The 19,464-nt window shown below is 63.2% G+C and carries 19 protein-coding genes; 15 read left to right on the top strand and 4 right to left on the bottom strand.

The annotated features are described in order from the left end of the window. Positions 1-4: 4 nt before the first annotated feature. The 3 genes from DW2_RS13480 to DW2_RS13490 all read left to right on the top strand — a co-directional run bounded on the left by DW2_RS13480 (position 5) and on the right by DW2_RS13490 (position 3,593). On the top strand, positions 5-1,912 hold the full coding sequence (locus DW2_RS13480; protein WP_038147445.1) for a heavy metal translocating P-type ATPase: 1,908 nt from the start codon (positions 5-7) through the stop codon (positions 1,910-1,912). Then, the gene (locus DW2_RS13485; RefSeq protein WP_038070015.1) at positions 1,909-2,610 is read left to right on the top strand and encodes a VIT1/CCC1 transporter family protein; all 702 of its coding nucleotides are present in this window, start codon (positions 1,909-1,911) and stop codon (positions 2,608-2,610) included. The genes DW2_RS13480 and DW2_RS13485 overlap by 4 nt, the downstream gene beginning before the upstream one ends. Before the next feature lie 578 nt (positions 2,611-3,188). Next, positions 3,189-3,593 carry a single-stranded DNA-binding protein gene (locus tag DW2_RS13490; RefSeq protein ID WP_008335991.1) on the top strand — a complete coding sequence of 135 codons (405 nt, stop codon included), beginning with the start codon at positions 3,189-3,191 and terminating at the stop codon, positions 3,591-3,593. Positions 3,594-3,732: 139 nt separating this feature from the next. Here the strand turns inward: DW2_RS13490 and DW2_RS13495 are convergent, their stop codons facing one another. Then, positions 3,733-4,872 carry a hypothetical protein gene (locus DW2_RS13495; RefSeq protein WP_038147450.1) on the bottom strand — a complete coding sequence of 380 codons (1,140 nt, stop codon included), beginning with the start codon at positions 4,870-4,872 and terminating at the stop codon, positions 3,733-3,735. A 303-nt stretch (positions 4,873-5,175) separates the two neighbouring features. Between DW2_RS13495 and DW2_RS13500 the strand changes: the two genes are divergently transcribed. The 10 genes from DW2_RS13500 (at position 5,176) to DW2_RS19815 (ending at position 11,270) form a co-directional block, all read left to right on the top strand. Further along, the gene (locus DW2_RS13500) at positions 5,176-6,375 is read left to right on the top strand and encodes a hypothetical protein (RefSeq protein WP_038147531.1); all 1,200 of its coding nucleotides are present in this window, start codon (positions 5,176-5,178) and stop codon (positions 6,373-6,375) included. A gap of 93 nt (positions 6,376-6,468) precedes the next feature. Further along, a complete protein-coding gene (locus tag DW2_RS13505) occupies positions 6,469-6,969 on the top strand; it encodes a hypothetical protein (RefSeq protein ID WP_038147453.1) in 501 nt (166 codons plus the stop codon). Positions 6,970-7,065: 96 nt separating this feature from the next. Continuing rightward, entirely contained in the window at positions 7,066-7,584 is a 519-nt protein-coding gene (locus DW2_RS13510) for a hypothetical protein (protein ID WP_038147455.1), read from the top strand. Positions 7,585-7,681: 97 nt separating this feature from the next. Further along, on the top strand, positions 7,682-8,173 hold the full coding sequence (locus tag DW2_RS13515; RefSeq protein WP_038147456.1) for a DUF6878 family protein: 492 nt from the start codon (positions 7,682-7,684) through the stop codon (positions 8,171-8,173). A gap of 10 nt (positions 8,174-8,183) precedes the next feature. Further along, a complete protein-coding gene (locus DW2_RS13520) occupies positions 8,184-8,561 on the top strand; it encodes a DUF6915 family protein (protein ID WP_038147458.1) in 378 nt (125 codons plus the stop codon). Between the two features lie 274 nt (positions 8,562-8,835). After that, the gene (locus tag DW2_RS13525) at positions 8,836-9,255 is read left to right on the top strand and encodes a hypothetical protein (RefSeq protein ID WP_038147460.1); all 420 of its coding nucleotides are present in this window, start codon (positions 8,836-8,838) and stop codon (positions 9,253-9,255) included. Continuing rightward, positions 9,248-9,892, top strand: a complete 645-nt coding sequence (locus DW2_RS13530) for a hypothetical protein (protein WP_038147462.1) — start codon at positions 9,248-9,250, stop codon at positions 9,890-9,892. The genes DW2_RS13525 and DW2_RS13530 overlap by 8 nt, the downstream gene beginning before the upstream one ends. Positions 9,893-9,957: 65 nt before the next feature. Beyond that, complete coding sequence (locus DW2_RS13535) at positions 9,958-10,359, top strand: MbcA/ParS/Xre antitoxin family protein (RefSeq protein WP_038147464.1); 402 nt, start codon at positions 9,958-9,960, stop codon at positions 10,357-10,359. Then, the gene (locus DW2_RS13540) at positions 10,356-11,057 is read left to right on the top strand and encodes an RES family NAD+ phosphorylase (protein ID WP_018065914.1); all 702 of its coding nucleotides are present in this window, start codon (positions 10,356-10,358) and stop codon (positions 11,055-11,057) included. Before DW2_RS13535 ends, DW2_RS13540 begins: the two co-directional genes overlap by 4 nt. A gap of 36 nt (positions 11,058-11,093) precedes the next feature. Then, the gene (locus DW2_RS19815; RefSeq protein ID WP_156102977.1) at positions 11,094-11,270 is read left to right on the top strand and encodes a type II toxin-antitoxin system TacA family antitoxin; all 177 of its coding nucleotides are present in this window, start codon (positions 11,094-11,096) and stop codon (positions 11,268-11,270) included. A gap of 82 nt (positions 11,271-11,352) precedes the next feature. On the opposite strand, the gene DW2_RS13545 is transcribed toward DW2_RS19815, so the two are convergent. The 3 genes from DW2_RS13545 to DW2_RS13555 all read right to left on the bottom strand — a co-directional run bounded on the left by DW2_RS13545 (position 11,353) and on the right by DW2_RS13555 (position 13,734). Then, the gene (locus DW2_RS13545) at positions 11,353-12,270 is read right to left on the bottom strand and encodes a nucleotidyl transferase AbiEii/AbiGii toxin family protein (protein WP_038147466.1); all 918 of its coding nucleotides are present in this window, start codon (positions 12,268-12,270) and stop codon (positions 11,353-11,355) included. Then, complete coding sequence (locus tag DW2_RS13550; protein ID WP_038147469.1) at positions 12,260-13,072, bottom strand: type IV toxin-antitoxin system AbiEi family antitoxin domain-containing protein; 813 nt, start codon at positions 13,070-13,072, stop codon at positions 12,260-12,262. Before DW2_RS13550 ends, DW2_RS13545 begins: the two co-directional genes overlap by 11 nt. A 365-nt stretch (positions 13,073-13,437) precedes the next feature. Beyond that, entirely contained in the window at positions 13,438-13,734 is a 297-nt protein-coding gene (locus tag DW2_RS13555) for a hypothetical protein (RefSeq protein ID WP_038147533.1), read from the bottom strand. A 176-nt stretch (positions 13,735-13,910) separates the two neighbouring features. On the opposite strand from DW2_RS13555, the gene DW2_RS13560 reads away from it, so the two are divergent. Both DW2_RS13560 and DW2_RS13565 read left to right on the top strand, forming a co-directional pair. Further along, the gene (locus DW2_RS13560; protein WP_038147472.1) at positions 13,911-18,305 is read left to right on the top strand and encodes a strawberry notch family protein; all 4,395 of its coding nucleotides are present in this window, start codon (positions 13,911-13,913) and stop codon (positions 18,303-18,305) included. 3 nt (positions 18,306-18,308) lie between these two features. Further along, positions 18,309-19,340 (top strand): DUF7146 domain-containing protein, encoded by a 1,032-nt coding sequence (locus DW2_RS13565; protein ID WP_038147475.1) that lies wholly within the window; start codon positions 18,309-18,311, stop codon positions 19,338-19,340. The last annotated feature ends 124 nt before the right edge of the window (positions 19,341-19,464 follow it).

The raw sequence follows: 19,464 nt of genomic DNA on the forward strand, positions 1-19,464 counted from the left end.
CCGAATGGACCAGACCCGCACCGATCGCTTCAAGACCGCAATTCTGCTTCTGGCCGTGATTGGTCTGATCGCGGGTCTTGCATTCTATTTCGCTGGCAGGCGCGACATCGCGAACATCGTCTGGTTCGCCGGGGTTGTTCCAGCCCTTGCCGCGCTCACAGTCGAGATCCTGCGCAGCATTGGACGCGGCGAGGTGGGCCTCGATATCGTCGCAGCGCTGTCGATGACTGCCGCGCTCGTCTTCGGTGAGACTCTCGCCGCGGCGGTCGTCGCGGTGATGTATTCCGGTGGCACCTTCCTCGAAAGCTTCGCAGAAGGCCGCGCCCGGCACGAGATGCACGACCTGTTGTCCCGAGTTCCGCGGACAGCGACACGGCATCGCAATGGCGGCCTCGAAGATATACCGCTTGAGGAAATCGCTCCCGGCGATCGGCTGCTGATCCGTCAGGGCGACGTGGTGCCGGTGGACGGCACGGTGGCCTCTGACGCGGCCTTTGTCGATACTTCGGCGCTGACCGGCGAGTCGCTACCGGTGCGGCTTGCACGCGGGGCCGAGGCCATGAGCGGCTCTACCAATGCAGGCGAGGCTTTCGACGTCACGGCGACCCGCGAGGCCAAGGACAGCACCTATGCCGGAATCGTCAGACTGGTCGAGGAGGCGCAGGCGTCCAAGGCACCGATGTCACGGCTGGCCGACCGATGGTCTCTGGGATTCCTGGCCGTCACCGTGACCATAGCCTTCGCTGCCTGGTGGTTCACCGGCGACCCCATCCGGGCCGTCGCCGTTCTGGTCGTGGCGACGCCCTGTCCGCTGATCCTCGCCGTTCCTGTGGCGCTGGTCGCGGGCCTGTCGCGAGCCGCGCATTTCGGCGTGCTGATCAAGGGCGCGGGGCCACTCGAAACGATGGCGCGGATCCGCACGCTCATCCTCGACAAAACCGGAACGCTGACGGATGGCCGCCCGAAGATCGTGTCGATAAATAGTGCGGATGGCATGGACGAGGACGACATCCTGCTCTTTGCGGCATCCCTCGATCAGGCCTCCAAGCACCCAGTGGCACAGGCCGTCGTCGCCGCCGCGAAGGAGCGGGGCTTCTCTCTACCCGTTCCGTCAGACGTGGCGGAGATTCCGGGCGAAGGCGTCGTCGGCTATGTCGAAGGCCGGAAGATCATCGTCGGCGGGGATGCCTTCGTCGCATCCCGCGTCGGACGGCGGCCCGGCGATCATTCCGCCATCGCCGCTGGTTCGGTCCTCGTTGCTGTCGCGGTCGACGGGCACATGGTAGGGCATCTCGTCATGTCCGATCCCCTGCGCGACGGCGCGGGCCAGATGCTGGACGGGCTGCGGCGCGAGGGGATCGCGCGTATCCTGCTCGCGACCGGAGACCGCGCTGACGTGGCCGAGCGTGTCACCGAAGGGCTTGGGCTCGACGGTCTGCGGGCCGGGCTGACACCGGACCAGAAAGTGTTGCTCGTTCTCACCGAGCGCAAGAACGGCCCGGTGATGATGGTGGGCGACGGGGTCAACGACGCGCCCGCGCTCGCAGCGGCAGACGTGGGCGTCGCCATGGGCGCACGGGGCGCGGCGGCCTCGGCGGAGGCGGCGGATGTCGTGCTGCTTGTCGACCGTATCGACCGCCTCGGGCCAGGGATCGAGATCGCGCGCGGCGCGCGCCGCATCGCTGTCGAAAGCGTTGTCGCCGGGATCGGCCTTTCGGTCATGGGCATGATCGCGGCGGCTTTCGGCTATCTCACTCCGGTGCAGGGGGCGCTCCTGCAGGAGGTCATCGACGTTGCAGTGATCCTGAACGCCCTCCGCGCGCTGCGCATCGCGCCCCATGAACCCACTATTCCGAAACCAAAGGCTGTCTCCTCCGGGCAGGATGACATCGCGCAAGGAGCCACGCCATGAGCCGCCTCTCGCATTCCGAAATCCACATGGTGCATCGCATCGGCTGGCTGCGGGCCGCCGTTCTCGGCGCGAACGACGGGCTGGTGTCGACGGCAAGCCTCGTGGTCGGCGTCGCCGCAGCAGGATCGGGAAAGCCGGAGGTCCTTATAGCGGGGCTGGCTGGCCTCGTGGCCGGCGCGATGTCCATGGCGGCAGGCGAGTACGTCTCAGTCAGTTCTCAGACTGACGCGGAAAACGCTGACCTTGCGCGCGAGACCCGCGAACTGGCGGAAACACCCGAGGCCGAACTCGAAGAACTTACCCAAATCTATGTCGAGCGAGGGCTGGACCGAGACCTTGCCGAAAAGGTGGCCGTGCAACTGACCGAACGTGACGCGCTCGGATCGCATGCCCGCGACGAGCTTGGCATCTCCGAGACCGTGACAGCCCGCCCGATCCAGGCCGCCTTGGTGTCGGCGCTGACCTTCGCCGTGGGTGCGGTGCTGCCCTTGATCGTCGTACTGGTCGTCCCGGATGCACGGATCGTTTTCTTGGTCGCCGTGTCGACGATCCTCGGCCTCGCGGTTCTTGGTGGATTAGGCGCTTCTGCTGGCGGTGCTGGTGTTATTCGAGGTGCTGCAAGGGTCACGCTCTGGGGTGCACTCGCCATGGCGGCGACCGCTGGAGTCGGTGCGCTGTTCGGGGTCGCCGTAGGCTAGGGAGTAGCCGAGGTCTCGGGCGGAAGCTTCCACGTTGGCGCGGGCTTCCACCTTGTGCCGATCTTCGAATGTGGCAATCGCTTTGGCGACGTCATTCTGCATTTTCTTCAGCTCGCTGAGCGACAGTACGTCGAGATCGAAAGCAGCCGTTGGTGCGGTCCGTGTCCTGAATATTCCGGTATCGATAGCCCGTCGCGGCAAGGCCCTGCATTCCGCAGCACGGAAGGGCAGGGGGGCGAGAGCCGGTGATAGCCACTTGGGCCGCTAGCGGCGTGCTGGGCTTTGGGTCAAACAGTCCCGATGGGCAAGGGGACATGGTCTGGCATGGGCTCCCCGTATCTCTCTGTCTCCTGGGCCATCCCTTCGACTGACAATCCCCTAATCCCGTTCGATCTCCTGCGCGCAACCCCGCGTCAGTCCGGGCCGTGTTGGCCGCCTTTGGCGTCCTGCCCGCTCCACCCCGGTCCTCTGGGGGTGTCCGGTGTCCATGCTGTCCACCGTGCACGCGTCACCCGACGGGCTTTTTCAGGGTCTTGTCGAAGGGACGGTCCCGAAGACAGGAAACACAGGAGCTTATCATGCAGAACATCGTCATCCTCGCCGGCAACATCGGTCAGACCCCCGAAGTCCGCACCACCCAGAGCGGCACCAAGATCACCAACTTCAGCCTCGCCACCTCGCGCCCCCGCCTCTCGGAAGGCCGTGTGATGCGCGACGAGAACGGCTACCGTGTCATGGACACCGAATGGCACCGCATCACCTGCTTCAACGGTCTCGGCAAGACGGTCGCGGAGCATTGCGAAAAGGGCATGAAGGTCCTCGTCCACGGTCGCATTCACTACACCAAGTGGATCGACAGCATGGGGAACGACCGCTACGGCTGCGAGATCATCGCCGAGAAGGTCGACTTCCTGAGCCGTCCGAAGTCGGCCGAGAACGAAAACCCCGAGCTGGTCGACCGCGACGACGAGATCCCGTTCTGAGGAACGGGGTCTCCCCCTCGGGCCCGGCGGGTTAAACCGCCGGGCTAAAAGTCTCTTCGGGCCACTGGAAAAGGCACCCACGCTTGCCTTCCGGTGCTGAGCGCCTTGAATGCGCCTAATTGTTCAACATGCGCACGAGCTAGATTTCGTCTTTGGTTCTGGTCGCGCCGTGACTGCGATACGCGTCGAGCATCAACCGCGTATATTCGGCCGTGCTCTGGGTCACGGTGCCCAAACCGGGCCATGCGAACAACGGATCCGACCAAGTAACTTCCAACTCAATCTCGATCCCAAGCAGTGCGGCCACTTTGATCGCAGCGGTCGGCTCCTTGTCCTCGGGCCAGTAGTGATCCTCGAAGGAAACAACCACGTCGAGATCGTCATCAACCCAGATTTCGGCCAGACTCGCTCCCATGCGCTCGCTGGCATTGGTCGCATCCTCGAACAGGGCAGCCCGGATCAAATGGGTCACCTGGTCACTGTTGAGGTCAAGCCTTGGCCGCGGATCTATAATTGACACGATGGGTTCAATCTCTTGCCTTTCGGCGCGGGATTGGACTGGCACTGGTTTTTCATCGGTCGGTTCCAGCCAGAAGGCTTCTGGAAAAATGTTGATTGGTGATGCGCCGCAGCTGGGGCAGTGCCATTGGTTTCCAGCGATCTGTGGGCCGGTGATCTCTGAGTTGCAGTGAAGGCAGTACCAGAGGTTCGATTCCTCCATCTCCAAGAACGGGTGCCGCACATTTCCTTCCGCATCCGGCTTTGTGGCGCGCCGTGGCCAATCGGCAAATCGCCGCGCCTTGACGCTCTGCATCAATTCCCTCGCAATCCCGATGGCTTCTTCACGTAGCACGCGATCGTTCATCGGGCTGGTCTGGGCATGCTTGATGTCGATCTCGACACGAGGGGCGGCCAAAGGGTTTTCTGGCAGCACGATCTGCCAACCCTCACCATCCATGCGGACGTCACCAAGCATTGTTTTCAGTTCGTATGGATGCCCCCGTACTTCTCCTCGAGTGACGGCATCGGGGCTTCCGAAGATATGGTCGAAGGTCGCACCCTCGTAGGAAGTGATCCGTTCCACGAAGGCCTTGATCGTGGCAACTTGTGCTTCGGAGGGAACCCACTCTCCTTTGGCGCTGCCTGTCAACGCATTCCAATGAGCAAAGCCCATTCGACTGGCAACAAAGTCGAGCGCTACGTGCTGTGGTTGACCCGTCGCCCTAGCGTAACGCTTCGCCAGTAGTTTCAAAGTCTTGAGCTTAGTGTTCTCTGTCATGATCCATGTCCAAGCCGGATCTGACTAGGTGCCCGCTGCTAATCAGACCCGCCGATGGCATGAGGTCTGCTGTTCGAAATTAAGATCGCTGCAAAGCTTCGCGTGGCGGGCACACCGGCCTGCGAGAAAGGCCTTGTTTAACCTCTGCCATTTTTGAACGCAGGTCAACACCAGCGAGTTGCGGGCGTGCGGCGCCTCCGACTTAGCGCCGTTTGCCCGAGAGAGTTTGAGGTTGGCCGGTTTCCCGGTGACGGGTTGAGGGCTGGGAGAGTGGCTCCCGGCGCCTGTCGCGGAGGAATGCCGATGGGCGTTGTGGAAGTTCTGGATGCGGTACAGCCGACGCGGGCTGGTGGCTGGAAAGTGGATGTGAGCCGGGGTGACCGGAATGGGCGGGTGTCGTCCGAATGGTTCAACAGGCCGGATGACGAGCGGTACCTGTCGCTCGACGATCTCTGGGCCAATGTGAAGGGTCGCTCTGAGCGCAGCCGCAGCCGGGTGGTGCAAACCGCCGACATCCGTGTCGAGGCAGCGCGCGACAGTGCAGAGCGGCTGCACTTGGTCCTGCCGAAAGCGCATGAGCCGATCGCACCCACGCACTGGGCCTTCGGCCAGCTTGCCAGCATCGTCGGTGCCCCGGCATCCTACCTGCGGCAGCTTCCCGCGCCTCTGGCGGGGATCAACCTGCAATACGGTTTGACCAACCACCGCGCCGAGCAGGTGAAGACCTTCGAGACCGAGGATGGCCGCACGGAACTGCGCGCCGTGACCGGTCCCGACTACGGCCGCATCCATGACTTCGAGCTTGTCGAGGCGGTTCAGCGCATCGCGGGCAATGGCACGGGCGATACGCGCTGGAAGGTACCGGGTGTGCTGGATTGGTCGACCGGGGTCTACAACCCCGATGTCGAAATCAGCCGCGACACGACCACGCTCTACGCCTCGGACCGCGATGTCTTCCTGTTCCTGGTCGATGATCGCAACCCGATCGAGGCGGGCAAGCTGGCGGACGGCTCCCCCGATCTCTATTTCCGGGGCTTCTATTGCTGGAATTCCGAGGTGGGCGCGAAGACCCTCGGCATGGCGAGCTTCTATCTGCGGGCGGTGTGCCAGAACCGCAACCTCTGGGGCGTCGAGGATTTCCAGGAGATCAAGATCCGTCACTCGAAATACGCCGCTTCGCGCTTCGCACATGAGGCCGCGCCCGCGTTGACGCGGTTTGCCAATTCCTCGCCGCAGGGGTTCGTGAACGGCATCAAGGCGGCGCGCCAGCAGATCGTGGCGCGCAGCGACGCGGACCGCGCGGATTTCCTGCGCAAGCGCGGTTTCTCGAAGGCCGAATCCGGCAAGATCATCGAGAAGGTGCTGATGGAGGAAGGCCGCCCGCCCGAGAGCATCTTCGATTTCGTGCAGGGCATCACGCGGCTCGCTCGCGACAAGACTCAGCAGGATGCACGCCTCGACATGGAAGGGCGCGCCAAGAAGCTCCTCGACCGCGTTGGCTAATGTGGCGACCGGAGGCGATATCGCCTCCGGTCTCGTTCCTGTTTCATCGATCTGCTACCGTGCCCGAAATGTTTAGGTGTTGGAAGTACGCGCATGGAAGAAATCGATTGGTCAGATCGTGCATTTTATGATGACGGCGAATGGGTTACCTGGTCGGAAATCGACGAGCAGCTTCGCTACAAGGAGTGGGGCGCAAAATACCCGAACGCGATTAGGTCTATGATCCCATATTTTGAGGATCTCCTGTCCCTCGCGGAAAGCTACCACCTCGAGACCGGCCTTCACCTCTCTGTCTACGGCGATATCGGTGAGCTGTTTGGTGCTATCACGTATGGTATCAAGCTGAACAAGACCTATGCCCAGGGTGCTGACGGAAGACTTGGCAATGATCATGTCGAGGTCAAAACCATTACGCCATTCAAGACAAAGGATGTGGTTGTGGTCGATACAAATGGGCATTTCAACAAGCTCTTGGTTGTAAAGATCAACGAGGATTTTCAGGTCTCGGGTCGGATGATCGACCGAAAAGATCTCCCAAAGCGCGAAGGGCGCTACTTGCGGGTTCGATGGAGCGATTTACCAACGCCGAAATGATCGACCCGTTCAGCGACAGAGAGTCCGAGGGGGTGGTTTGGTCTTTGACGGTTTGAAGCGGGGAGAGAGGCTCTCCGCACCGTCGGAGATATGCCCATGTTCGACCTTCCTCTCCAAACTCAGCCGGAAACGCAGAAAACAGGTTTGCCGCCGAGCCTCCTGACCGTTTTTGCAGATCAAGACTTGCCGTTCGCACTCACGACGGCTTGCCATGCGCCCGCAGCTCTCATGTCCGGGCAGGCACACCCCAAGGTACTGGAGCGGTTTGCCACGCTGGCCGAGGCCATGCAGGGGGCAATCGTTCACGCCGAAGATATCACACCTGAAGACGCTCCGCGCATCCTGGCAATCCTCGATCGGGAGGGCCGTCTCGTTCTGGCCGGAGCTACCTGTGATGGCGGGGTCGCATGGTGCCACCCGGTCTCGGATGCCGCCGAAGCCCGCGCCGTCGTGTCCGAGGCCAGCCAGACCCGCGCGCAGGCCATGCGGGCGGCCGAGTGGCATGAACATAGCCTCGCGCGACGGCTGCGGCACCACGCCGACGTTCTCGATGCCCGTCTTGTCGATCCGCTCTGGCGTGTCTTCGCGTCTCGCGCCCTGCAGATCGCGGCGTGACGCCCGAGAGTCAGAGAAGGGCAGGGGAGGATGTGAGCCTAGGAGGACGAGAGAGAGCCTCGGGGTTCAGATCCTTTCCCTCATTTCGGAGTTTCCAATGTCCAAGATCGAACCCACCTTGGCCGCGCCGATGGCGCCGTCCAGGATTGATTTCGCCGCCGTGCTGGCTCGGCAGGCCGAGCGCGACGCGCGGATCGCAGCTTTGCGTCCGGCCAACAAGGAGCGCCTCTTCGATGGCCTGACTGCCGCGGGCATCACCCATGTGACCGTGAGCTTCGACGGTTATGGCGATAGCGGCCAGGTTGAAAGCATCGAATTCTACGCTGGCGAGACCGAGGTTGCTTTCCCCAAGACCGAGATCGCCTATGCCGCATTGACCTGGGACGACCCGGAGGTCGAGATGCGGGCGCTCTCGCTCGAGGATGCCGTGGAGCAACTGGCCTACGACTTGCTCTCCGACACCCATGGCGGTTGGGAAAAAAACGACGGGGCTTACGGCGAATTCTGCTTCGACGCGCTCGCTCGCACCATCCACCTCGAGTTCAACGAGCGCTTCACCTCGTCCGAACTCTACACACACGATTTCTGAGGGGGCGGCGATGGCACATCCGTACCACCACGCCCTGTCCTCGGTGAAGAAATGGGGCGGCACGGTCGAGGATTACCTCGCCGTGCATTCCTGGTTCGACCAGAGCAAGGAGATCACAGCCGATTTTCGGCACCGGGCGTTGCGCCACCATGCTGAGGGCATCTTCATGGCCGAGACAATCTTTGGTCCGACGCTTACGCTCTCCACCGGACGCATCATCCCGACCCGGTGGGTCGGCGAGCAGCATGTTAAGGAGGACCTCGGCTTCATCCCGAGCTTCGCCGATTGGGTGAAGGCCATTCGGCCCGAGCCTTGGATGGGTCGGACCGAACGGATCGAGGCAAAGGTCGATCCGCATCTCGCTTCGCCCGTGGTCGAGGTCATGTGACATGACCGATCCCACTTATCGACGTCTTGGCTTGCCGCCGACCGCTTCGCGACTGGCAGTGGTTCGCGCGGCGGTCCGGGCGCTACACCCCGACACGCGCGCTGTTTGCAGTCTCCGGCTGGCGCGCAAGCGCTTCTACCGGCAGATGCTCTGCGCTCATGCCGCACGGCAGGCGGCGGGCGACACGCCGACCGGCTGATCGTTCCCAACTACCCCTTCATCCCAATCGATCGCCCGGCCTCCTGGCCGGGTCTTCCCCATTAAGGAGGTCCCCATGGCGGATTGCTTCACCCATTTCTCATGCCTGATCGACGTCGGCAGCCCCGACAAGGCCGCCCGCGCGCTCGTGCTGTTTCAGGAACTTCGCGCTGCGGATCAGGACGCTGACGACCCAGATGTCGCTGGCTTCGATCTCGTGCACCAGGATGCCCCCGAGGGCAGCAGCCTCTGGATCCATGACGACGAACACGGCGATGTCGAAGCCGTCATCCGCTTCGTCTTGCGGCTCGCCGAAGACCTCGACCTCACCGGCCTTTGGGGGTTCCAGTATGCTCTGACCTGCTCCCGGCCGCGGCTCGACGCCTTTGGCGGCGGTGCGCATGCCATCGATCTTGGCGCTCGTAAATCCATCGGCTGGTCCAGCACGCAAGAATGGTTGGTCGCGGCGCTGAACGGGGAGGACGTCGATGCCTGAGATCATCTGCACCACTGTCTACCAGTTCTCCGAGCTCTCGGATGCAGCCAAAGAGAAGGCACGATGCTGGTATCGCGACCTCGGGCCCCACGACGACTGGTGGGACGCGGTCTATGAAGATTTCGAGCGGGTCTGCGAGATACTCGGCATCAGCCTGAAGACCACGCCCGTCCGCCTGATGAGCGGCGGGACGCGCCAAAAGCCCTGCATCTGGTTCTCCGGGTTCTGGAGTCAGGGCGACGGGGCCTGTTTCGAAGGATACTGGTCCCACGCCAAGGGCGCGGCCGCGCGCATTCGGGACTACGCGCCCAAGGACGCGACGTTGCACGGCATCGCCGACCGCCTGCAGGCCATCCAGCGGCGAAACTTCTACAAACTCGCCGCCGAGGCCAGCCACCGCGGCCGCTACTACCACGAATACTGCATGTCCGTGGACGTGACGCGCGACAGTCCGACGTGGCAGCCGCCGACCGAGGACGCGGAAAAAGTCGTGACCGAGGCCCTGCGCGATCTGGCCCGCTGGCTCTACAGCCAGCTTGAAGCCGAATTCGACCACCTCACCTCGGACGAGGCCATCGAGGAGGGGATCATCGTCAACGCGTATACGTTCACGGAAGGAGGGCGGCGGTTCGGATAACAGTGATCAAAGCGTAAGGTTCATTTGATCTTTACAGTAAGTCCATATGGACTATATTGAGGCCAATGGAGGACGCCATGTACGTTGCAGAGAAAATCCGGGAACCCGCACAGATCAACGCCGTCGCGTTGAAAGCTTATGCACGCGTAGCCGATGCTTGGGGTCTCAGTCTCAAGGAAGCAGCTGGCCTTGCCGACATGTCAGAGAGCACGTGGAAGCGCGCCAAGAAGCCGGATTTCGCCGGAGAGCTCACCAAGGACCAACTGCTGCGGCTCAGTGCGGTGATCGGCATCTACAAGTCGCTCGAACTCTACTTCTCCGAGCCGCTCGCGCGAAGCTGGTTCACCCGACCGAACACCGGCCCGCTGTTCGGGGGCAGCCGTCCGGTTGACACCGCCATCGAAGGTGGCTTGCCGCAGATCCTCGCGGTGCGGACCTATCTCGATGCGTTGCGTGGTGGGGCATGAAGCAGACCGAGGTTTCAGATCGCGGTCTCGTTCGTCTCCTGCCTGCCACCTACCACAAGCCGCCATCCCTGCGCGGTCTCGTCGATACCGATGACGAGATGGAGATCTTGGCAGAGATCGAGGGCCTGACCAGTGGACGTCTACAGGCCGAACGCGGGCGCAACCCACATCTGGACCCGCGCGAACTCGCTTGGCAACGCCGTAGCCGCGATCTGCGCATCTATGGGGACAGTCACGTCAACGCAGCCTTCACTTACACCCGCGCCGGCGGAAACCGCTTCAACGCCGAGGAGCGCGGCGCTTGGTACTGCGCATGGGATGTGATGGTTTCTGTCAGCGAAGTGGCCTGGCACCGCACACGCGAACTCGGCTTTACCGGCAGCTTCCACGACAGCGCCCGCTATGTGGAATTGCTGGCCGACTTCATCGGCGTCTTCAACGACATGACCGATGAGGCAGGTCATCCGGCGCTGCATCCGGATCCGGCTGTCGGGTATCCCGAGGGCCAAAGCCTGGCACAGCATCTGCGTCGGGGCGGATCCAAGGGCCTGATTTACCCTTCGGTCCGGGCTCCTGCACCGGGCGGGAATTGCCTGGTCTGCTTCGAGCCCCACGCAATTCAGAACGTTCGTCCGGGCGCGTCTTGGGATCTTGTTTGGGATGGGACACCGCACTACTCGATTGCGGCTGTCAGCTAATCCGCAAAACCGTAATTGCCCCGGAGGCCTATAAGGATGGCAACGCCTGATATTGAAAGCCCTGACCGCACCGATCTCAAGCAGATCGACCATGCGCACTTCTTTGAAGCGATGGACTCGCCGCCTTTGCCGACCGAAGCACTGCGCTCTGCCTTTCGTCGGGCGAAAACGCGGTCATTTCAGCGAAACGCAGGGCTTGGAAGCGCCGACTGAGTTCACCCGTCTTCGGCGCCTTCCATCGACGCGATGAGGATGGCCAACGCAAAGCGCCCCTCGCGACGGTGCTGGGCGTGGCTCAGCCCAGGAGCTTCAACAAGGCGTCGCGATGCGTGGCATGTTTTTCGGGGTTGTCGCGCTTCAGTTTGTTCAGGTTGAGGACTTTCCACTTCACGGCCGGTAGCTCAGCGGCTTGCGAGCGGTTGATCGCCGCAAAGTCAGGCTCGCCGTCCTGAAGCGTCAGGAGGAACTGCCTCGCCTTGTCATCGAGCCTCGATTGCAGATCGGCGACCAACTTCAGGCGTGTCGCCAAAAGTGTAGTGAGAGGGACGGGTGTTCTGGTCATGCCCTCGAATTCCCGTGCGTAGGGTTGCTCGAGATCGATCAGGTTCGGATCGAGAAGCTCATGCGCCGGTCGTGGCGAACTGGCGACATAGATCAGGAAGGTGTGGAAGAGGTCGTGCGTCACACCCTCGTTTTCGTAAAGGAGCGTGACGTCGTAGAGATCCCGTGGATGCTGCCTGTCGAGGGCAGCGTGCAGTTTGCCAGCGAACAGGTCCTCGAACGAGACGATCTGCATTTCGGCATAGCCATAGGCATCTTCCACGGCTGCAGAGACGGTCCGGATCTCCGGGTCGTGGACGACGCCACGGGTCACAGGCGAGGTTTCGATCTTGATCTCGGCATTCCCAAAGCGTGCCAGCAGCCGCGTGGCCCCGCCGCCGCCCCCTTGGATGCGCTGAGATTTCGCGCCGCGAATGCCGGTCTCGATGGCGGCCGCGATGCGATCCATCGCGGCATTGATCTCGTCCAGGCTCTCGGCGCGGTCCTTGATCGGAAGATAGGTCAGGTCGATGTCGACCGACAACCGTGGCAGATCTCGGTAAAATAGGTTAATGGCCGTCCCGCCCTTGAGCGCGAAGACGTTCTCGTCCGCGACATGTGGCAGAACGCGCACCAGCAGTGCAACCTGGGCTTCATAGGTCTCACGCGCCACTGTCGACCTCCGGTTTCACGAAATCTTCCGGCACCATGATCCGATAGCGCGGGTGGATTTTGCCACCTCGGACTAGGGCTCGGTCACCGCTTCCGAGATCGAAGGCCTGCGGGTCGATCCGTTTGCGCCAGGGATGATCGTGGCGGTCGGCGAAGACGAAGAACAGACGCTTTACCTTGATCTTCTGGCACGCTTGTAGGAGGTCGGAAATCAGCCTTGGGCGCAGGGTTGTCAGGCTCTCGAAGACCATGTCGAGCGTGTGGAAACTCTCATGGTGGGGCAACTCGTCCATGGCTTCCAGGATTGCGCGCTCCGGCGTCGACATTGTCAGACCCCAGTCCCATGGCTGGCCTGTCGTTTTGCCCTCGATCACACCCAGCTTCTGATCGGTGAACAAGGAACGGGGGCGGATATTGATCGGGGCATCCGTCGGCAGTTTGATCAGCCAGTTCGGGACCTTGTCCCCGTAGACCCAGACTGGAGCGCTTTCCCCCAGGCGGAGGTAATGGGCATGTCCTTGTTCACCGAGTGCCGTCGTGCTCCCGACATGCAAATCATGACCCATGATATGTTGCATCGAAAGGATGCAGGTCTTCCAGTCGATGCTGTTGGACGCCTGCATATTCGGGACTGGCCGGCGGAAGACGCCGCGTGCGATGCGCTCCAGCCAGCCGCGTTTCACATAGTCACGGAAGCTCTCATAGGCGATGCCTTGCGAGACGAGCCATGCCGCATCGACCAGATACCCGGCGGGTACGGCATCGAGCAGTTTCTTCAGATTCTGTGACCTTGCGGTGTCCATGATGCCTAAAGTGACAGATTTTCAAAGAGACATCTACAGGTTTCTTTGATGAGAATGTTTTTCCAGCGTTATGGACGCTTCTATCTCACCATTTCCAAAGAACTGAGGGACTAGCCCCAAGGGGTGTGAGATCTGAAGACGCTGGGTTGAGAGACGGCTACGACTTGCGGTGGTTACCGAAGGTCGCAGCGGTGCACCTCCCGGCGTGCCGCCGGAACCAGACCTTGGTCCTTCGGACAGGAGCTTGACCGAGGCTGATGTCCCGAAGGTCCAGTCTGCCAACCTACAGCTTGGCAGCTGCGCTCGGTTTGCCAAACCGCGGTATGGCAGAATCTCCGGCAGGTCGGAGCCAGCCGGTGCCGTTCTCACCTGTTCCCGTCGATCCACTTCGACATGAGCCCCCTGTCGCGGAAGCATTCGTCCGGAACGGCGCGCCTTTTGATCCGGGCGAGTTTTTCAGCGAAGGCCACCTGCTTGGACGTGGGCAGCCGGTCCATGTCCGATACCGGTTTCAGCTGGGCCTGAGCCTCGATCCAAGCGCTCAAAGATCGCCGGTCTTGCTGAACCTCCCAGGGCAGGAGCGTCCGGTTGCGCAGGGCGAGCGACCGCGCATAGGCGATCTGCTTGGGCGTCGCGGGCAGGGCGTGCGTGGTGCTTTCCATTGGGAAACTCCCTTTCTGGCTGGTTCTGAAAATAGAACATAACAAGAACATAATCAAGCCAAGCGTCGGGAACAACTTGGTGCGAGAGGGAGAGAGGGGCCGGGAAAGATCAGGTCCGAGGCTGCCCGAGAGAGGGTGTACGGGCCTGATCCTGTCCTTCATTCCGGAGTTTCCCGATGACCCATCTTGCCCCTGTTGCGCAGGCGTCCTTGCCTGCGCCCATTGTCCCGTTGGCAGCAAATCCTGCCCCTGCGATCGTTGCTGTTGCCGAAGCGCTGCAGCCCGATCTGGCGCAAGGGCTTCAGATCGACGCGCTGCGCCTGCGCCGCGAGATGGAACATGCCTTTGGCGGTTCCGATGCGACCGGTACCTGGGACTGGAAGCTCGCCTATGAGGCGGGCGAGGTGGCGCTGATCCTCTTTCTGCGAAAGTTCGGTCGGGCGCTGCTTGCGCGTGCCGGCTCGCCTGCGGCGCTCTTGCCGATCCTCGCCAAGGTGGCAGGCCTCTTGCCCACGCACACCCGGCGGTCGGAAGAGATGGAGCGCTTTCAGCAATTCTCGACGCCGCTGCCCATGGGGCTCGCGGCTGTGGCGGCAGCACAGATCACGCCCCGTGATCTTGTCCTAGAGCCGTCTGCCGGGACCGGGCTTCTGGCGATCCTCGCCGAGATCGCCGGCGGCACTCTGGCTCTGAACGAGTTGGCGGACACCCGCGCCGATCTTCTGCGCCTGCTGTACCCGGCCCGACCGGTCACCCGGTTCGATGCCGCGCAGATCGACGATCATCTCGATGCCTGCTCAAGCCCGAGCGTCATCCTGATGAACCCGCCCTTCTCGGCGGTTGCACATGTCGATGGTCGGACGACCGAGGCGACGGCGCGGCATCTGCGCTCGGCCCTCGCGCGTCTGGCCCCCGGCGGACGGCTCGTCGCCATCACCGGAGCCGGTTTCGCGCCGGATGCGCCGGCCTGGGCCGAGACCTTCGGCCGTCTGACCGAGACGGCCCATCTCATTTTCACCGGCGCGGTGTCGGGCGCAGCTTTCGCCAAGCACGGCACCAGCTTCGAGACGCGGATTTCTGTCTTCGATAAATGCCGCGGCGGCGAGCCGGGAGGCATCACCGCAGACCTGCGCCAACCCAGATCCCCGGACGTGGCACATCTGATGTCCCGGGTCACTGCCGAGGTTCCGCCGCGCCTCGAACTGGATCCAGCTCCTGCTGCGGGGCAGGGCCATTCTTCCCCCTTTCCGGGAAATTCTCACCTCACCACCCGCAAACCCGCCAGCCGATCGCACGCGATCTCTGCAGTCAATCCGGCGAAGCCTGAAACCCAGATTGAGGCCGAGGACCTGGACTACGCTCTCCGCGACGCCGCCGAACACGAAGATGCCGCACGGCTGTCCGACGCGATCTACGAGACCTTCCGACTGCAGGCCATCGACATCCCCGGCGCGGCCCAACACCCGACCAAGCTTGTGCAATCGGCGGCCATGGCCTCGGTCGCACCGCCGAAACCCACGTACCGGCCCAAGCTGCCAGCGGCCATCCTGCGCGACGGCACGCTGTCCGACGCGCAGCTTGAGACCGTCATCTACGCGGGAGACGCGCATGGCGCATACCTCGCCGGGTCTTGGACGGTCGATGAGACCGGCGAGATGGTCTCGGCCGCACCTGAGGATGCCGCGGATGCCGTCCGCTTCCGTCGGGGTTTCTTCCTTGGCGATGGCACCGGAGCGGGCAAGGGCCGCCAGTCGGCCGGGATCCTGCTCGACAACTGGGCTCGAGGAAGACGCAAGGCGCTCTGGATCTCGAAGAGCGACAAGCTTCTCGAGGACGCACAGCGCGACTGGTCAGCGCTTGGCCAGGAGCGGCTTCTGGTGACGCCGCTGTCGCGTTTCGCGCAGGGGCGCGAAATCCCGCTTGCCGAGGGCATTCTCTTCACCACCTATGCGACGCTGCGCTCCGAAGAGCGGGGTGCCAAGAAATCCCGCGTCGACCAGATCGTCGACTGGCTCGGGGCGGATTTCGACGGGGTGATCCTCTTCGACGAAAGCCATGCCATGGCGAATGCTGCCGGGGGCAAAGGCGAGCGGGGCGATACAATGGCCTCGCAGCAGGGCAGGGCGGGTCTTCGCCTGCAGCACAAGCTTCCGCATGCCCGCGTGGTCTATGTCTCGGCCACGGGCGCGACGACCGTCCACAACCTGGCCTACGCGCAGCGTCTTGGTCTTTGGGGCGGGGAGGATTTCCCGTTCGCGACCCGGTCGGAATTCGTCGAAGCCATCGAGGCGGGCGGTGTCGCGGCGATGGAGGTTCTGGCCCGCGACCTCCGGGCGCTCGGCCTCTACACTGCGCGCTCGCTGTCCTATGACGGGGTCGAGTACGAGATGCTGGAACACGCGCTGACCCCGGAGCAGCGAGGCATTTATGATTCCTATGCCGAGGCCTTCGCTATCATCCACAACAACCTGACTGCTGCGTTGGAGGCGGCGAACATTTCCGGCGCGGTCGACGGGCCGAGCGGGTCGGGCACGCTGAACCGCCAGGCCAAGTCCGCTGCGCGGTCAGCCTTCGAGAGCGCGAAACAGCGCTTCTTCGGCCATTTGCTCACCTCGATGAAGACCCCCACGCTAATCGCATCCATCGATGCAGATCTGGCTGCGGGTCACGCGGCGGTCATCCAGATCGTCTCGACGGGTGAGGCGCTGATGGAACGCCGCCTGTCGGAGATCCCAACCGACGAATGGAAGGATATCCGTTGTGACATCACACCCAGGGAATACGTTCTGGACTACCTCGCCCATTCCTTCCCGGTGCAGCTCTACGAGCCTTTCACCGACAGCGAAGGTAATCTTTCGTCGCGCCCCGTCACGCGCGACGGCCAACCGGTGGAGTGCCGCGAAGCCGTCCGGCGTCGTGACGCGCTGATCGAGAAGCTGGCCTCGCTGCCGCCCGTGCCGGGCGCGCTCGACCAGATCGTGCAGCGCTTTGGCACTGATCTCGTGGCCGAAGTCACAGGGCGTTCACGACGCATCGTGCGCAAGGGCGAAGGGCATTCGGCACGGCTCGTGGTGGAGAACCGGGCTGGAGCCGCGAACCTCGCGGAAACCCAAGCCTTCATGGATGACGAAAAGCGTATCCTGATCTTCTCGGATGCCGGTGGCACCGGCCGCAGCTATCACGCTGATCTTGGCGCGAAGAACCAGCGCCTTCGGGTCCACTACCTCCTGGAGCCCGGCTGGAAGGCAGATGCGGCGATCCAGGGCCTCGGGCGCACCAATCGCACCAATCAGGCGCAGCCGCCGCTCTTCCGTCCGGTGGCCACCGATGTGAAGGCGGAGAAGCGGTTCCTGTCGACCATCGCGCGTCGTCTCGACACGCTTGGCGCGATCACCCGCGGCCAGCGCCAGACTGGCGGGCAAGGGTTGTTCCGCCCGGAGGACAACCTCGAGTCGCCTTACGCCCGCGACGCCCTCCGCCAGCTTTACCGCCGCATCTATCGCGGCGATCTGGCGGGATGCTCGCTTGGGGCTTTCGAGGATGCCACTGGCCTCAGCCTGACCGACGACAACGGGCTGAAGGACGACCTTCCTCCGATCACGACCTTCCTCAATCGCCTGCTGGCGCTGACGATCGACATGCAGGCCGTGCTCTTCTCGGCATTCGAGGAGCTGCTCGACCAGCGGATCGAGGGCGCCATCGCCGCCGGGGTCTACGACCTCGGGCTCGAGACACTCCGTGCCGAGAGCTTTCGGGTGACCGACGCACGCGTCATCCATACCCATCCGGGCTCCGGCGCGGAAACCCAGCTGCTGACCATCGCCGAAAAGCGCCGCAATACACCGCTGTCTCTGGCCGATGCGCTCGACTGGCTGGATGACCCTAAAGCGCGGCTTCTGGTCAATAGCCGCTCGGGCCGGGCTGCTGTGCAGGTGCCCGCCACCAGCCTGATGCTGGACGATGGCACCATCGAGCCGCGCCTGCGGCTGATCCGGCCGCTTGATGCTAGCACGGTCCCGGCGAAAATCATGGAAGATACGCATTGGCTGGAAGCCGACCGCGCGGCCTTCGCTGCCGCGTGGACCGCGGAACTGGCTGAGGTGCCGGAGTTCTCCGAAGCCACGCTGCACATCGTGGCAGGTCTGCTGCTGCCGATCTGGAAGCAGCTTCCCCAAGATGAAACCCGCGTCTACCGGCTGCAGACCGACGACGGTCAGCGCATCATCGGCCGCCGGGTTCCGCCGTCTTGGGTTACAACCACGCTGGCAAATGACGCACCAAAACTGACAGCCGCGCAGGTCCATGCCCTCGTTCTGGAGGGCAAGACCGTTGTTCGGCTCGCCGAGGGGATGGAGCTTCACCGCTCCCGTGTCATGGGCGCGAACCGGATCGAACTCTCGGGCTTCTCGGAAGCGGCGAAGGACCGGCTCAAGGCCGATGGCTTCTTCTCGGAGATCATCAGCTGGAAGCTGCGCCTCTTCTGCCCGACCGATCCTACCGGTATCGCCGTGCTGGATCGTCTGCTTGCACGTTGTCCTGTGACGGGACTACATGCACGCGGAGGTTGCTAAGCCATGTATTCCGAGACCGAAGATGTGATCCGCGCACTGGCGGAGAATGCTGAAGGCGTCTGTCGCGCTTACCTTCCCGCCGGACGGCGGGAAGGATCCTACTGGATCGTGGGCGATTTGCAGAACAACCCTGGCCGGTCGCTCTTTGTACGGTTGACTGGGCCCACGTCGGGACCGGGCGCGGCCGGCAAGTTCACCGACGGCGCCACGGGCGAGCATGGCGATCTTCTCGACATCATCCGCGAGCGAACCGGGATCTCCCGCTTTCCCAATCTTCTGGCCGAGGCCAGGGCGCATCTTGGCCGTCCGCAGCCGGTCCTCCCGGATAAACCAGTTCAAAGGAAGGCCAAAGCCCCCGGTGGCACACCAGCGGCAGCGGCGCGTCTGTTCGCAGCCTCGGTGCCGGTCGCAGGCACGCTTGCCGACACCTACCTCCGCTCCCGCGGCCTGACCCAAGGCGGGGAGATGAGCGCCCTTCGCTTTCATCCGAAATGCTGGCATCGGGAGGAGGGTCAGACCCGGAGCATCCCCAGACCGGCACTGATCGCCGCGGTCACCGATGGGGTGGGGGCCGTGCAGGGCGTGCATCGCACCTGGCTGGCGCCTGACGGACAGGGAAAGGCGGCGCTCAAAGCGCAGCGGCGTGCCATGGGTCACCTTCTGGGCAATGCTGTCAGGCTGATCCCGCATGACGACATCCTCGTCGTCGGCGAGGGCATCGAGACCATGCTGTCCCTTGTCGAGGCTGTGCCCGGCCTTCCCGTCTGGGCTGCGCTCTCGTCCGGTCACCTCGGGGCGGTCCTGCTGCCGGAGGGGCTGCAGCGCCTCTACATCGCCATTGACCGCGATCCGGCCGGGCAACGCGCCGCAGAGAGGTTGAGCGCAAGAGCAACCGAGTTCGGGGTGACAGTGCGGGTGCTGGAACCGCGGCTCGGGGATTTCAACGATGATCTTCGGGCGAACGGCAAGGACGCGCTGCGCCAGCATCTGGCAGGTCAGATCGGGCTAGAGGATCGGCATCGCCTGCTGGGCTGAGCTGCATCGCGCAGGGGGGTCTGGGAGTGCGGGGCAGGGGGCTGCATCCAAGTCGTGGCTCTGGATCGTCGTCCTCACCCCATCCCGGGCCTTGCGCATCCACCCGTCAGCCCTGCGCGGCCTT

The sequence above is a fragment of the Thioclava atlantica genome, assembly GCF_000737065.1.
Classification (GTDB): Bacteria; Pseudomonadota; Alphaproteobacteria; order Rhodobacterales; family Rhodobacteraceae; genus Thioclava; species Thioclava atlantica.